16 protein-coding genes are annotated in these 13,629 nt (G+C 73.4%); 6 read left to right on the top strand and 10 right to left on the bottom strand.

Annotation, left to right across the window (positions count from 1 at the left end):
• Positions 1 to 2 precede the first annotated feature (2 nt).
• The 5 genes from AC4MBH_RS16125 to AC4MBH_RS16105 are packed head-to-tail and all read right to left on the bottom strand — an operon-like array spanning position 3 to position 2,342.
• Complete coding sequence (locus tag AC4MBH_RS16125) at positions 3 to 515, bottom strand: phage tail protein (RefSeq protein ID WP_491795954.1); 513 nt, start codon at positions 513 to 515, stop codon at positions 3 to 5.
• 28 nt (positions 516 to 543) lie between these two features.
• Complete coding sequence (locus AC4MBH_RS16120) at positions 544 to 1,059, bottom strand: phage tail protein (protein WP_491795952.1); 516 nt, start codon at positions 1,057 to 1,059, stop codon at positions 544 to 546.
• A gap of 7 nt (positions 1,060 to 1,066) precedes the next feature.
• Positions 1,067 to 1,573 (bottom strand): phage tail protein, encoded by a 507-nt coding sequence (locus tag AC4MBH_RS16115; protein WP_491795950.1) that lies wholly within the window; start codon positions 1,571 to 1,573, stop codon positions 1,067 to 1,069.
• Positions 1,570 to 2,031, bottom strand: coding sequence for a DUF6916 family protein (locus AC4MBH_RS16110; protein WP_491795948.1), 462 nt, complete (start codon positions 2,029 to 2,031; stop codon positions 1,570 to 1,572). The genes AC4MBH_RS16115 and AC4MBH_RS16110 overlap by 4 nt, the downstream gene beginning before the upstream one ends.
• A complete protein-coding gene (locus tag AC4MBH_RS16105) occupies positions 2,028 to 2,342 on the bottom strand; it encodes a DUF6916 family protein (RefSeq protein WP_491795947.1) in 315 nt (104 codons plus the stop codon). Before AC4MBH_RS16105 ends, AC4MBH_RS16110 begins: the two co-directional genes overlap by 4 nt.
• 168 nt (positions 2,343 to 2,510) lie before the next feature.
• Here AC4MBH_RS16105 and AC4MBH_RS16100 point away from each other — a divergent pair, with 168 nt between their 5' ends.
• From AC4MBH_RS16100 to AC4MBH_RS16085, 4 genes are all read left to right on the top strand, one after another.
• Positions 2,511 to 3,044 (top strand): gamma carbonic anhydrase family protein, encoded by a 534-nt coding sequence (locus AC4MBH_RS16100; RefSeq protein ID WP_491795945.1) that lies wholly within the window; start codon positions 2,511 to 2,513, stop codon positions 3,042 to 3,044.
• The gene (locus AC4MBH_RS16095; RefSeq protein WP_491795943.1) at positions 3,041 to 4,336 is read left to right on the top strand and encodes an MFS transporter; all 1,296 of its coding nucleotides are present in this window, start codon (positions 3,041 to 3,043) and stop codon (positions 4,334 to 4,336) included. Before AC4MBH_RS16100 ends, AC4MBH_RS16095 begins: the two co-directional genes overlap by 4 nt.
• Before the next feature lie 9 nt (positions 4,337 to 4,345).
• Entirely contained in the window at positions 4,346 to 5,848 is a 1,503-nt protein-coding gene (locus AC4MBH_RS16090) for an SDR family NAD(P)-dependent oxidoreductase (protein ID WP_491795941.1), read from the top strand.
• 75 nt (positions 5,849 to 5,923) lie between these two features.
• Complete coding sequence (locus AC4MBH_RS16085; protein WP_491795939.1) at positions 5,924 to 6,367, top strand: hypothetical protein; 444 nt, start codon at positions 5,924 to 5,926, stop codon at positions 6,365 to 6,367.
• 72 nt (positions 6,368 to 6,439) lie between these two features.
• On the opposite strand, the gene AC4MBH_RS16080 is transcribed toward AC4MBH_RS16085, so the two are convergent.
• The 4 genes from AC4MBH_RS16080 to AC4MBH_RS16065 all read right to left on the bottom strand — a co-directional run bounded on the left by AC4MBH_RS16080 (position 6,440) and on the right by AC4MBH_RS16065 (position 10,523).
• The gene (locus tag AC4MBH_RS16080; protein ID WP_491795937.1) at positions 6,440 to 6,937 is read right to left on the bottom strand and encodes a mycothiol transferase; all 498 of its coding nucleotides are present in this window, start codon (positions 6,935 to 6,937) and stop codon (positions 6,440 to 6,442) included.
• 103 nt (positions 6,938 to 7,040) lie between these two features.
• Positions 7,041 to 8,726 carry a DUF429 domain-containing protein gene (locus tag AC4MBH_RS16075; protein ID WP_491795935.1) on the bottom strand — a complete coding sequence of 562 codons (1,686 nt, stop codon included), beginning with the start codon at positions 8,724 to 8,726 and terminating at the stop codon, positions 7,041 to 7,043.
• A 34-nt stretch (positions 8,727 to 8,760) separates the two neighbouring features.
• Positions 8,761 to 9,675: a pseudouridine-5'-phosphate glycosidase gene (locus AC4MBH_RS16070; RefSeq protein WP_491795933.1), complete on the bottom strand. Its 915-nt coding sequence runs from the start codon at positions 9,673 to 9,675 to the stop codon at positions 8,761 to 8,763.
• Complete coding sequence (locus AC4MBH_RS16065) at positions 9,672 to 10,523, bottom strand: carbohydrate kinase family protein (protein ID WP_491795931.1); 852 nt, start codon at positions 10,521 to 10,523, stop codon at positions 9,672 to 9,674. Before AC4MBH_RS16065 ends, AC4MBH_RS16070 begins: the two co-directional genes overlap by 4 nt.
• Positions 10,524 to 10,624: 101 nt before the next feature.
• Here AC4MBH_RS16065 and AC4MBH_RS16060 point away from each other — a divergent pair, with 101 nt between their 5' ends.
• Positions 10,625 to 11,611: an ATP-binding cassette domain-containing protein gene (locus AC4MBH_RS16060; RefSeq protein WP_491795930.1), complete on the top strand. Its 987-nt coding sequence runs from the start codon at positions 10,625 to 10,627 to the stop codon at positions 11,609 to 11,611.
• Complete coding sequence (locus AC4MBH_RS16055; protein ID WP_491795928.1) at positions 11,608 to 12,411, top strand: ABC transporter permease; 804 nt, start codon at positions 11,608 to 11,610, stop codon at positions 12,409 to 12,411. Before AC4MBH_RS16060 ends, AC4MBH_RS16055 begins: the two co-directional genes overlap by 4 nt.
• 6 nt (positions 12,412 to 12,417) lie before the next feature.
• Here the strand turns inward: AC4MBH_RS16055 and AC4MBH_RS16050 are convergent, their stop codons facing one another.
• Positions 12,418 to 13,617 (bottom strand): homogentisate 1,2-dioxygenase, encoded by a 1,200-nt coding sequence (locus AC4MBH_RS16050; protein WP_491795926.1) that lies wholly within the window; start codon positions 13,615 to 13,617, stop codon positions 12,418 to 12,420.
• Between the last annotated feature and the right edge of the window lie 12 nt (positions 13,618 to 13,629).

Here is a 13,629-nt window from a genome sequence, read left to right as displayed (position 1 = left end):
TCTCAGTTCCGCGACGGGAAGACGCCCTGGAGGGCGATCACCCAGCTCAGGGTCAGGGAGGGTCCGCGGTTCTCGTGCGGCTGGCTGCCGCCCTGCAGCGACACGCTGCCGCCGGCCATCGACGTCGACGGTCCGCCGGCGTAGCGCAGCGCGCCGCCCGCGGCCGGGAGGGCCCCGGCGGGGTCGGTCGCCGTGGCTTGGCGACCGGAGGCGCGCAGGTCGTGCCGGTGGGTGGGCATCTGCTGCGGGGTCAGGGTCACCTGGTCCAGGCCGCCCACCTGCCCGGTGTTGTACGGCGTGCTCCCGAGGACGCCCCCGCCGACCGGCACCCGGCCCCGGAGGTCGGGCAGCGCGAACGTCGTCTGGCCGTTGCCGCCGTACATCGTGCCGAGCAGCGAGAACAGCGCCTGGTTCTGGTTGATCGGCACGAGCTGGCCGTTGCAGAAGGCCCAGCCTCGGGGCACGTTCTGGAACGCCGTCAGCATCAGGCTCCCGAGGTACGGTTCGTCGCTCACGGGCGGGTCCTCCGGTCGGTGGGGGTGGTCATGGGCGCGACGGGAAGATGCCGTTGAGGCAGATCGCGTAGGTCATCACGACGAAGGGCTGCCGGTTCTCGTGCGGCTGGTTGCCACCGGCCGCGGGCAGGCTGGCGAAGGTGAACGTGCCGTCGGTGCCGGCGCGGAAGGACCGGGTCGGCGTCGGGGCGAGCACCGTGCCGGCGGGCGACGAGGAGTCGGCCACCGAGGAGGCCAGCGGCTGGTGGGTGTGCGCCGGCATCTGCGGCGCGGTGAGGGTCACCGAGTCCGAGCCGGTCTGCTGCCCGAGGACGTAGGGAGTCAGGCCAGGTCCCGGACCGGCCGCCATCGGGAGCCGGCCCTGCAGGTCTGGCAGCCCGAAGGTCACGCGGCCGTCGCCGCCGTAGGTGGTCCCGAGGAGCGCGAACAGCGCGGTGTTCTGGCTGATCGGGAGCAGCTGGCCCTGGCAGAGGGCCCACCACCGGGGCGGGAAGTTGAAGCCGGCGACGGCGATCTCGCCGACAAAGGCATCGTTGGCGTCCATGGTGTCCTCAGTCGAAGCTCGGGTAGATGCCCTGGACGGCGATGATGAAGGTCACGGCCAGGGACGGCGGGCGGTTGTCGTGGGGCTGGGAGCCGCCGGCCGGGGTCACCGAGCCCGCCTGCATCGGCACCGACGGGGAGGAGCCGTACGCCGCGTCCTCGGCGACGGCGGCCGGCACGGCGCCCACCGGTGACGACGAGGTCGCCAGGGCGGTGGTGGCCGCCAGGGGGTGACCGTGCTGCGGCAGCTGTGCGAGCGTGAGGGTCACCTGCTCGACGCCGAACACCTGACCGATCGGGTAGGGGCCCCCGCCCGCGCTGTGGTGCACCGGCGCGCGCCCGCGCAGGTCGGGCACCGCGAACGTGGTCTGGCCGTCGCCGCCGTAGATCGTGCCGATGAGGCTGTAGAGCACGTCGTACTCGGCGATGGGGAGCAGCTGGCCGTGGCAGGGCTCCCAGCCCAGCGGGGCGAAGCTCCCCCCGAACATCCGGATCTCGCCGACGTGGGCGGTCATCGTCGACTCCCCGTCGTGCGGTTGAAGACGGCCGAGAGGGTCCGCTCGCCGTCGCCGCCCGGCACCAGGAACACCGGGCTGGCGGCGAAGCCGGAGCGGGACAGGTCGTAGCTGCCCTGCGGCAGGGCGTCCCCGTCGGCACCGGCCGCGCGGAACCGCGCGACGAAGCTGTCGGGGTCGCCGGCGTGCCCGTCGAGGTCGAGGACGCCGGACAGGACCAGCTCGGTCCGCCCGCCGTCGTACGACGCCGCAAAGGTGCGGCCGAGGTGCGGCTCGAACGACCCGCGGTCGAGGGCGGCGCCCGGGGCTGACGCCGTCCCGAGCAGGTCCGGCACGACCTTGAGCACCAGCGGCGCGGCCGCGGCGAGTCCGGTGAGCCCCGCCGTGGCGACGACGGTGCGGCGCAGCGCGCGCGGCGGGGACTGTGGGGACGTGGACGGGGCGGTGGCGGGTGTCATCGGGCCTCCCGGTTGAAGGTGGACACGTACGTGGTGCTGGCGTCGTCGGCCGCGGCGGGCACGAGGAAGACCCACGCCTCCTGGCCGTCGGCGAAACGGAGCCGCACCGTGGCCTGGGGCAGCCGCGGCTCGGCGGGCCCGGTCAGCTCGACCGACCAGGACTCCCACCCGGCCGCCGTGCGGTGGTCCGCCGGCGCCGCGAGGTCGAGGCGGAGCACGGCGGCACCATCAGGGTCGAGGACGTCGACCGGGCCGGCCTGCGCGGCGAGGTAGGCGACATCGAGGTCGAGGTCGGGCGGGCTGGCGTTCAATCGGCTCCTGCCTGGGGGCGCACGAGTCGCAGGGTCGGCCCTGCTCACGAGAACAGTCCCACCGAGGCGCCCTCCCGCGTGGCGTTTCGCCGGAACTGCCTCACCCGATCGGGCGAGGCGCAGGCAGGCCGTCGACCGTCGTCGACGGGCACGGACGACAATCGGCTGGTGAACCTGTTCGAGTTCGAGGGCAAGCGCCCGGTCGTCCACCCCGAGGCGTTCGTCGCCGACACGGCCACCCTGATCGGCGACGTGACCGTCGAGGCCGGCGCGAGCATCTGGTACGGCGCGGTGCTCCGCGGCGACATCTGCACGATCGTGGTGCGGGCCGGCTCCAACATCCAGGACAACTCCGTGCTGCACGCCGCACCCGGCGAGACCCTCGAGGTCGGGCCCGACGCGACCGTCGGGCACGGCTGCGTCGTCCACGGCCGCGCGGTGGAGGAGAAGGCGCTGGTCGGCAACGGCAGCACGCTGCTCGACGGCTCCGTCGTCGGCCCCGGCACCCTCGTGGCTGCGGGCTCGGTCGTCACGCCGGGCACCGTGCTGCCCGGCGGCATGGTCGCGGCCGGCATCCCGTGCAAGCCGACCAAGCCGATCGGCGGCACGTCCTCGGAGCTCTGGATCGAGACCAACCCGTCGTACTACCGCGAGCTGGCGACCCGGCACGCCGCCGGGGCCTCGCGCGTCGACCCCGAGTGAGCAGGCTGCGGGGGCTGGTCGCCGACACCCGGCCGCTGGAGAACGCCCACTTCCGGCGGCTGTGGCGCGCCAACATCATCACCGTCATCGGCGCCCAGCTGACGGTGGTCGCGGTGCCGGCGCAGATCTACGCCGACACCGGCTCCTCGGCGTACGTCGGCCTCACCGGCGTCTTCGGGCTCGTACCGCTCGTCGTGTTCGGCCTGTGGGGCGGCGCGCTCGCCGACGTCTTCGACCGGCGCACGATCCTGATCTGCACCACCGTCGGGTTGATCGTCACCAGCAGCCTGTTCTGGGTGCAGGCCGCGCTCGGCAGCACCGACGTGTGGCTGCTGCTGTCGCTGTTCTCGGTGCAGCAGGCGTTCTTCGCGGTCAACCAGCCGACCCGGTCGGCGGTGCTGCCGCGCCTGGTGCCGGTCGAGCAGCTGCCGGCGGCCAACGCGCTCAACTCCACGGTGTTCATGGCCGGCGGCATCGCCGGGCCGCTGGTGGCGGGCGCGCTGATCCCGGTGTTCGGGCTCGAGTGGCTCTACCTCGTCGACACCCTCACGCTGCTCGCGACGCTGTCGGCCGTCGTCCGGCTGCCGTCGATGCGGATCGAGGGCGTCGTCGGGAGGGCGCCGGGCATCCGCCCGGTGGTCGAGGGCTTCACCTACCTGCGCACCCAGCCGGTGCTGATGATGTCGTTCGTCGTCGACATCATCGCGATGGTCTTCGGGATGCCGCGCGCGCTGTTCCCCGAGATCGCCGACCAGAGCTTCGGCGGCGACCCCGAGGGCGGGCTGGCCTTTGCGGTGCTGTTCGCCGCGATCCCCGCGGGTGCCGTGATCGGCGGAGTGTTCTCCGGGTGGGTCTCCCGGGTCTCGGGCCAGGGCCGCGCGGTGGTCGTGTGCATCCTGGTCTGGGGCGCGGCGATGGTCGGGTTCGGCGTCGCCGTCGGCCTGGCCGAGGCGTACGACGCCGTGCGGAACAGCATGCTCGTCGTCGCCGTCGCGATGCTTGTGATCGGCGGTGCGGCCGACATGGCGTCGTCGGCGTTCCGCTCCTCGATGCTCCAGGCCGCCGCCTCCGACGAGGTGCGCGGGCGGCTGCAGGGCATCTTCATCGTGGTCGTCGCGGGCGGCCCGCGCGTGGCCGACGTCGCCCACGGCGCGGCCGCGGCGTCGGTGGGCACGGCCGTGGCGGCGTCCGGCGGCGGCGTGCTCGTCGTCGTCCTGACGGTGGTCGCGGCGCTGGCGGTGCCGTCGTTCGTGCGCTACCGGATCACCCGCGACCCGGCGGCCCCCGCCTAAACTCCGACGGTGATCCACCCCGACGACCTCGAGACCACCCTGCGGGTCCTGGCGATGCTGCACACGGTGCCGGAGGACGACCCCGACCACGTGGCGGTCAGGCGGGCGACGGCGAAGATGTTCAAGGCCGTCAAGCGCCACCGCAAGCTGGCCAAGCGGGCGGCCGAGCTGGCCCACGACCAGGCCGTCACGCAGGCCACCGCGACCGGCTCACCACTGCGCATCGACGACGAGACCGAGGGGCTGCTGCTCACCTCGAGCGCCGCGACCAGCGGGCAGGCCTTCGCCGGCGAGCTGCTCAACCCACGGGGCTGCTACATCTGCAAGCAGGACTACACCCTCGTCGACGCGTTCTACCACTGGCTGTGCCCCTCGTGCGCCGCCACCTCGCACGCCAAGCGCGACCAGGGCACCGACCTCACCGGGCGCCGGGCGCTGCTGACCGGCGGTCGCGCCAAGATCGGCATGTACATCGCGCTGCGGCTGCTGCGCGACGGCGCCCACCTGACCATCACGACCCGCTTCCCGCACGACGCCGTACGCCGCTTCAGCGGCCTCGACGACAGCGCCGACTGGCTGCACCGGCTCAAGGTGGTCGGCATCGACCTGCGCGACCCGACGCAGGTCGTCGCGCTGGCCGACGACGTCGCGGCCGGCGGGCCGCTCGACGTCCTGGTCAACAACGCCTGCCAGACGGTGCGCCGCTCCCCCGGCGCCTACGCGCCGCTCGTCGAGGCCGAGCGGGAGCCGCTGCCCGACGCCCTGCCCGACGGCCGGGCGCTGCCGGAGATGGTGACCTTCGACCGGGTCTCCGAGCTGCACCCGGCCGCGATCTCCGGTGCCCTGGCCGAGGCGCCGGTCGCGCACCACGAGGGCGAGTCGCTCGAGCACGCCCGCGCCGTCCACAGCGCCGCGGCGCTGACCGCGCTGGCGCTGCGCGCCGGCCACGCCTCCCTCGACGCCCACCTCGCCGGCACCGCCGTCGACGCCGGCGGGCTGCTGCCCGACGTGGTCACCTCCAACTCCTGGACCCAGACCGTCGACGAGGTCGACCCGCTCGAGCTGCTCGAGGTGCAGCTGTGCAACTCGGTGGCGCCGTTCCTGCTGGTCTCCCGGCTGCGACCGGCGCTGGCCGAGGCAGCGCGCCGGGCGCCCTCGGGGCGGGCGCACGTCGTCAACGTCTCGGCGATGGAGGGGCAGTTCTCCCGCCGCTACAAGGGTCCCGGCCACCCGCACACCAACATGGCCAAGGCGGCGCTGAACATGATGACCCGCACCTCGGCCGGTGAGATGTTCGAGACCGACCGCATCCTGATGAACGCCGTCGACACCGGCTGGATCACCGACGAGCGGCCCCACCACGAGAAGCTGCGGATCGCGGCCGAGGGGTGGCACGCCCCGCTCGACCTCGTCGACGGTGCCGCCCGGGTCTACGACCCCGTCGTCCGCGGCGAGGCCGGCGACGACCTGCACGGCCACTTCCTCAAGGACTTCGAACCCAGTCCCTGGTGACGCAACTTCCAGGGACCCGGTGGCATCAGACCTGACGACCGCGCCCACCGGGGCGCACCGACCGGAGGAGCTCCCATGCGTCCCCTGCGGCCCACCCTCGCCCTCGCCACCCCCGCCCTGCTCGGCGTCCTCGCCCTCACCGGCTGTGACGACGCGGCTGCCCGCGGCGCCACCGAGCCGTTGCCGAGCGACACGTCCACGATCGCCGGGACCACCACCTGGCCCGACGACGTCGAGACCCCCGAGCAGGGCGGCCGCTACCAGGCGGTCGTGCTCGGCACCGGCACCCAGCCCGAGCTCGACGACGTGCTCACCGCGGCCGCCGAGCGCGGCTACGTCGCCGGCCCCTCCGACGCCGGGTGCGTCGACGGCGTCAGCGACGTGGTCGAGGTCGACGGCCTGGTCGCCGCGGTGCTCTTCGACACCCCGGCCCAGGCCGAGGAGTTCGCGCGCGCCTGGGAGCAGGAGGGGCTCCCGGTCGAGGCGGTCACCCGCGTGCGGGCGTACTGCGTGGACTGAGTGCCGGGGGTCTCGCGGGTGTCCGCGGGATCTCGGCCGGGAAGCTCAGATTTCACCGCGCCGCCGGGCGGTTTACCGCCCCAGCAACCCCCGCACGTACGCCGCCTGGCCGACGTGCTGGGCGTCGTCGTCGGCGACGCTGACAAGCCGGACGGCGAGCGTCACGGGCGGGTCCCAGCGCTCGTCGACGACCCGGTCGAGGTCGTCGTCGGTGAGCGTGGCGAGGTAGGCCAGGGTGCGCTCGTGCACGGCGGCGGCGTACTCGGCTAGCAGGTCGGCGGGCGCGGCGAACGCGGCGACGTCGTCGCTGCCCTGGCCGTAGCCGATCGCGGTGGCGTCGTAGGGCAGGTCGAAGCGGTCGACGAAGTCGGCGTAGACCTGCGACTGCCCGGCCACCTCGGCGACGTGGTCGTCCTGCACGCGCACCAGGTGCCAGACCAGCCAGCCGATCGGGTTGGCGTCGGGCCCCGGCCGGTGCCGCAGCTCCTCGTCCCCGAGCCCGTCGAGCACCGCCTGGACGTTCTCGTGGACCCGTCCGAAGGCGTCGGACAGCAGGTCGGTCGGCGTCATGGATCGACCGTACCGAGGGGCCCGAGGGAGCGCCCCGGGGTAGTTCGTGACGTCATCAACGTGTCCGGGCCCCGAGAACGTTGATGACGTCACGAACTATCCCTCAGCCGCGCATCCGCTCGAGGCGTTGCCCGAGCAGGGGGCGGCGGTGGGCGTTGCTGTGCAGGGCGACGTAGCGCTCGCCGAAGACCCAGAGCAGCGCGTCGTCGAGGCGGCGTACGGCGCCGGGTGGGTGCCGGTAGTCCATCCGCCCGTCGATCGCGGACTCGTCGGCGGCGCGGAGCACCTCGGCGAGCTCCTCGAGCGAGGTGACGCCGAGCTCGAGGAGGAGGCCGGCGATCCACTCGTAGTGGTCGGCGCGCGACCACTCGGCGTCGGAGTACTGGCCGGCCAGGAACGCCGCCAGCTCGCGCGGGTCGAGCCGCGGGTCGTCGTCGACCGCCGAGGGCCCCGGCACCGGCTGCGCGATGCCGCGGAGCCGGTCGCGGATCTCGCCGAACTCGCGGTCGGCGAGCTCGAGGAGGCCGGCGGCGAGGGTGAAGCGGCGGTCGAACTCGCGGACGTGCTCGTCGGGGACCGTGCCCTTGTAGCGGATGTCGTGCTCGAACTCCGCCCACGCGTGCTGGAGCACGGTGCGCACCTGCACCTGCACGGTCTGCCCGTGGGACTCGGGCGAGAGGTTGAGCAGCAGGTGGCGGCTGGCGTAGCCGAAGCGGCCCTCGCTCGCCGTCTCCTGGCCGAGGTCGCGGTCGTCGGTGACCGTCACCTGCTCGGCGAGCACGTCGGCCACCGCGTCGACGTCGCCGCTGACGTAGGTGATCACCCGGACGCCGACCTGGTCGGTCAGCTGGGTCAGCGGGTCGTCGTACAGCGGCTGGCCGGCGACCGTGCGCGCCGCCTTCTCGGCGAACGACGCGACGGTCTTGGTGCGTCCGGTGACCGACAGGTAGTTGATGCCGGCCTCGTCGAGGATGCCCTGCACCAGCGCGACGGCCTGGTGCCCGACGCGGGTGAGGTCGGCGTGCCCGTCGTCGTAGTCGCGGACGGCGGCGGCGACCACCTCGGCGTGCGGCCGCGCGGCCGGGCGCGCGTCGAGGCTCGGGGTGACGATGTAGCCGGTCTCGAGGTCGCCGTAGCGGGTCACCTCGGCGGGGCGGGTGTCGGCGAACAGCGCGACGTAGGCGCACAGGACGCCGTCGACCTGGTCCTCGACCCGGCGCAGCTGGGCCTTCTGGGTGGCGCCCTCGACCTGCTCGCGCAGGCCGGCCCAGGTCTCCTCGGTGGTGACCACGCCCTCGACGTGGGCCATCAGGGTCAGCAGCTCGGCGCGCAGCAGCTCGAGGTCGCGGCCGGGCTTGTCCTTGTAGCGCAGCACCTTCTCGAGGCCGAACAGCACGATCGTCGCGGGGTGCGGGTAGACCTCGATCGCGCGCCGCGCCCGGCCCGACCGCGGGTCGATGTCGAGGCCGAGCCGCCGGGCCACCCGCGCGCCGCGCGGGCCGGCGGCGAACTCCGGCTTGCCGGTGTTGGAGGGGTGCGTCCCGGCGTCGAAGCGCCGGAAGTCCTTGCTCAGCGCCTGCTCGGCCGGCCGGGACCCGGTGGCGTTGCGCACCACGAGCGGCGCGTCGATGGCCACCAGGCACGGGCCGTCGTACGCCGTCAGGGCGGCCTCGATCTCCTCGTCGGTGCGCGCCGCGCCGACGTGCAGCAGCCGGGCGTCGGCGTCGAGCACCGCCACGCCCGTGGGCTTCTTCTCGCCCCAGGCGAGGTCGATCCCGATGTAGTGCACGGGGTCACCCTGCCCTACGCGGGACGACGGCCGGTCAGCCCGACGACGCCGCCACGGCCAGCGCGGCGCCGAGGCGCGCGTTGTGCTTCACCAGCGCGATGTTGGTGGCCAGGCTGGCGCCGCCGGTGAGCTCGACGATCCGCCCGAGGAGGTACGGCGTCACGTCCTGGCCGGTGGTGCCGCGGGCGTCGAGGTCGGCCAGCGCCCGGGCGATGACGGCGTCGATCTCGGCCGCGGGGATCTCGTCGGCCTCGGGCACCGGGTTGGCCACCACGATGCCGCTGGTCAGCCCGAGCGCCCGGGCGGCGCGCATCGTGGCGGCGAGCTCGGCGACGGTGTCGGTGCGCCGGGGCGCGGCGAAGCCGCTGGAGCGGGAGTAGAACGCCGGGAACTCGTCGCTGCCGTGCACCAGCACCGGCACGCCGTTGGTCTCGAGCACCTCGAGGGTCAAGCCGATGTCGAGGATGCTCTTCACCCCGGCGCAGACCACGGTCACCGGCGTCACGGCCAGCTCGGTGAGGTCGGCCGAGATGTCGAGGGTCTCGGTCGCGCCGCGGTGCACGCCGCCGAGGCCACCGGTGACGAACACGTCGATGCCGGCCAGGGCAGCCAGGCGCATGGTGGCCGCGACGGTCGTCGCACCGTGGCCACCGCGCGCGACGACGTGGGGCAGGTCGCGCACGCTCGCCTTGACGACCGCCGGATCGCTGGCCAGCAGGTCGAGGTCGGTCTCGGCCAGCCCGGCGCGGGGCACGCCGTCGAGCACCGCGATCGTGGCCGGCACCGCTCCACCCGCCCGCACCAGCGCCTCGACCTCGCGGGCCATCGCGACGTTGTCGGGGTAGGGCATGCCGTGGCTGATGATCGTGCTCTCCAGCGCGACCACGGGCCGCCCGTCGGCGACGGCGTCGCGCACCTCGTCGGTCATCCGCACCACGTCGTCGGTCACAGCAGGCTCCTCACGAGCTCGTCGGTCAGGTCGGGTCGCACGGTGTGGACGCTCGCGACGGTGAGCGCCGCCGCGGCGTGGGCGTACGCCGCCGCCTCGGCGCCGGTCGCCCCGCCCAGCCAGGCGTGCACGAACGCGCCGAGCATGGCGTCGCCCGCCCCGGTCACGCTGACCACGGTGTCGACGAACAGCGCGGGGTGGTCGACGGCGCCCTCGGGTCCGGTGAGCGTCGAGCCCTCGGGCCCGCGCCGCTCCCAGACCAGGTCGGCGGCCACGGGGCCGAGGGCGGCCAGCTCGGCGACCCCCGCGGAGACGAGGAACAGCCGGCGGTCGGCGAGGACCTCGCGCAGCCGGGCGGCCTTGGGCACGCTCACCGGGTCGAACGCCACCGGCACCGTGCCGGCGAGGTCGAGCGCCGCGGCGAGGGTCTCGGGGCCCAGGTTGCCGTCGAGGACGACCAGGTCGGCCCCGGCGAGCAGGTCGGCGTCGAGGTCGCCCGGGTGGAGGTCGCCGGCCGCCATGTCGGACACGCCCCCGACCAGCTCGCCCTCGGCGTCGAGCAGCGCGACGTAGGCGCCGGTCGGGCCGTCGGTCTGGTGCACGTGGGTCAGGTCGACGCCCGCGTCGGTGCTGGCCTCGACGACCAGGTCGCCGTGGTGGTCGCCGCCCACGGCGCTGACCAGGCTGGTCGGCGTACCGAGGCGGGCCAGCACCTCGGCGACGTTGCGCCCGACGCCGCCGGCGGTGACGCTCACCCGGCCCGGGTTGCTGGAGGCCGGCTCGGGGCGTACGTCGGGGCGCGCGACGACGTCGACGTTGGCACCACCGACCACCACCACCCTGGGCACCGCCACAGGATCGCAGGTGGGTGGGGCAGCGATGAATCCACTTGTCGGTGGCGGTCCTTAGTGTTCGACTCGTCCGGACGGGTGAGAGGGAGGAACCACTGATGGTCGACATGATCCGTGCGCAAGGGCTGGTCAAGCGCTACAAGGAGGTCGTGGCGCTGCGCGGGCTCGACCTGGCCGTGCCCGAAGGCACCGTGCTGGCGCTGCTCGGGCCCAACGGCGCCGGCAAGACCACCGCGGTGCGCTGCCTGACGACGCTGCTCGTGCCCGACGAGGGCTCGGCCGAGGTGGCCGGCATCGACGTGCTGCGCGACCCACGGGGCGTGCGGCGCAAGATCGGCCTCTCCGGCCAGTACGCCGCCGTCGACGAGTACCTCACCGGCTACGAGAACCTCACCATGGTCGGCCGGCTCTACGGCATGTCCAAGAGCGACGCCCGGACCCGCGCACGCGAGCTGCTCGAGCGCTTCGACCTCGCCGACGCCGGCGACCGTCCCTCCAAGACCTACTCCGGCGGCATGCGCCGCCGGCTCGACCTCGCCGGTGCGCTCGTCGCGGCGCCCCCGGTGCTGGTGCTCGACGAGCCGACGACCGGCCTCGACGTCCGCGCCCGCCAGCAGATGTGGGACGTCATCCGCGACCTGGTCTCCTCCGGCGCCACCCTGCTGCTGACCACGCAGTACCTCGAGGAGGCCGACAAGCTCGCCGACGACATCGTCGTCATCGACCACGGCCAGGCCATCGCCCGCGGCACCGCCGACCAGCTCAAGGCCCAGACCGGCGGCGAGCGCCTCGAGGTCGTCGTCGCCGAGCGGTCCGACGTCGACACCGTGGTGGGCCTCGTCGCGCCGCTCGCGGTGGGCGAGGTCCAGCGCGACGACCGCACGGTCAACGCCGCCGTCCGCGACGGGGTCGGCGACCTGCGCCGGGTGCTCGACGGGTTGGCCGACACCTCGGTCCGGGTGCTCGACATCGGGCTGCGCCGTCCCACGCTCGACGACGTGTTCCTCTCCCTCACCGGTCGCGCCGCGGCCGACGACACCGACACGGGCGCCGGCGACGGCGCCAAGCAGGAGGTCCCCGCATGAGTGCCGTGCCCCAGGCCCTGACCGACGGCTGGGTCGTCGCCCAGCGCAACGTCATCAAGATCAAGCGGGTGCCCGAGGTGCTCGTCTTCGTGCTGATCAGCCCGATCATGTTCGTGCTGCTCTTCGCCTACGTCTTCGGCGGCGCCATCGACGTCCCCGACGGCGTCGACTACAAGGAGTTCCTGGTCCCCGGCATCTTCGCCCAGACCGTGGTCTTCGGCGCCACGTTCACCGGCGCCGGCCTGGCCGAGGACATGCAGAAGGGCATCATCGACCGGTTCCGCTCGCTGCCGATGTCGCGCGCGGCCGTGCTGGTCGGCCGCACCACCTCCGACGTCGTCTACAACGTCTGCTCGCTGGTGATCATGGCGCTGACCGGGCTGCTCGTCGGCTGGCGCATCCGCGACGGGATCGTCGACGCCCTCCTCGGCTTCGCGCTCCTGCTGATCTTCGCCTACGCGATCAGCTGGATCATGGCCTACGTCGGCCTGCTCGTGCCGAGCGTCGACGTGGTCAACAACGCCTCGTTCGTGGTGATCTTCCCGCTCACGTTCCTCTCCAACGCGTTCGTGCCGCTGTCGAGCTTCGACGGCATCCTGAAGACCTTCGTCGAGTGGAACCCCGTCTCCTCGCTCACCCAGGCCGCGCGCGAGCTCTTCGGCAACACCGCCGGAGCGCCGCCGTCCGACGCGTTCCCGATGGAGCAGCCGGTGCTCTACACGCTGCTGTGGTCGGTGATCTTCGTGGTCGTGTTCGTCCCGCTGTCGGTGCGGCAGTTCAAGCGGTCGAACAGCAAGTAGGCCGACTCAGCCGGGGTCGCGGGCCCAGGTCCAGGCGTACGCGGGGTCCTCGCACGCGAGCCCGCCCTCGCCGAGCTCGAGCGGGGCGAAGGTGTCGACCATGACGGCCGACTCGTCGAAGTACTCCGCCCCGAGCGAGGCCTCGATCGCCGAGGGCTGCGGGCCGTGGGCGTGGCCGCCGGGGTGCAGGGAGATCGAGCCGAGCCCGATGCCCGAGCCCTTGCGGGCCTCGTAGTCGCCGCCGACGTAGAACATCACCTCGTCGGAGTCGACGTTGGAGTGGTAGTAGGGCACCGGGATCGCCAGCTCGTGGTAGTCGACCTTGCGCGGCAGGAAGTTGCAGACCACGAAGTTGTGGGCCTCGAAGACCTGGTGCACCGGCGGCGGCTGGTGGACCTTACCGGTGATCGGCATGTAGTCGTCGATGTTGAACGTGTAGGGGTACAGGCAGCCGTCCCAGCCGACGACGTCGAACGGGTGGGTGGCGTACGTCATCCGGGTGCCGACCACCTGGCCGCCGACCCGGTGCTTGACCAGCACCTCGACCTCACCGGCGTACGTCGCGTCGTCAACGAGGTGCACGTCGGCCGGGCCGTGCAGGTCGCGCTCGCTGTACGGCGCGTGCTCGAGCAGCTGCCCGTAGCGCGAGAGGTAGCGCCGCGGCGGCGCCACGTGGCTGTTGGCCTCGATCGCGTAGAGCTGCGACGGCTCGGCCGGCACCCACCGGTGGGTGGTCGCGCGCGGCACGACGACGTAGTCGCCGGTGCGGTAGGGCAGGACGCCGAACACCGTCTCGACGACGCCGGACCCGGACTCGACGTAGACGCACTCGTCGCCGATCGCGTTGCGGTAGAGCGGGCTGGCCTCGACACCGGTGGTCACGTAGGCGATGCGGACGTCGTTGTTGCCGAGCACGAGCCGGCGGCCCTCGACGGCGTCACCCCCACCAGCAGGGCCGGTGGCCAGGTCGTGCAGCTTGAGGTGCCGCGGCTTGAGCGGGTGGTTGGGCACCCGGGTCTGGTCGGCCAGCTCCCAGACCTCCGAGGCGGTGATCGCCGAGGGCACGCCGCGGTGGTAGAGCAGCGAGGAGTCGGAGGAGAAGCCCTCCTCCCCCATCAGCTCCTCGCGGTAGAGGCGGCCCTCGGGGTCGCGGTGCTGGGTGTGCCGCTTCGGCGGGACCTCGCCGACGTGCCGGTAGTACGCCACCACATGCCTCCT

The sequence above is a fragment of the Nocardioides sp. WJ219 genome (assembly GCF_058559815.1).
Note: the sequence above shows the minus strand (reverse complement) of the source record. Positions and strands in the feature narration are given on the sequence as shown.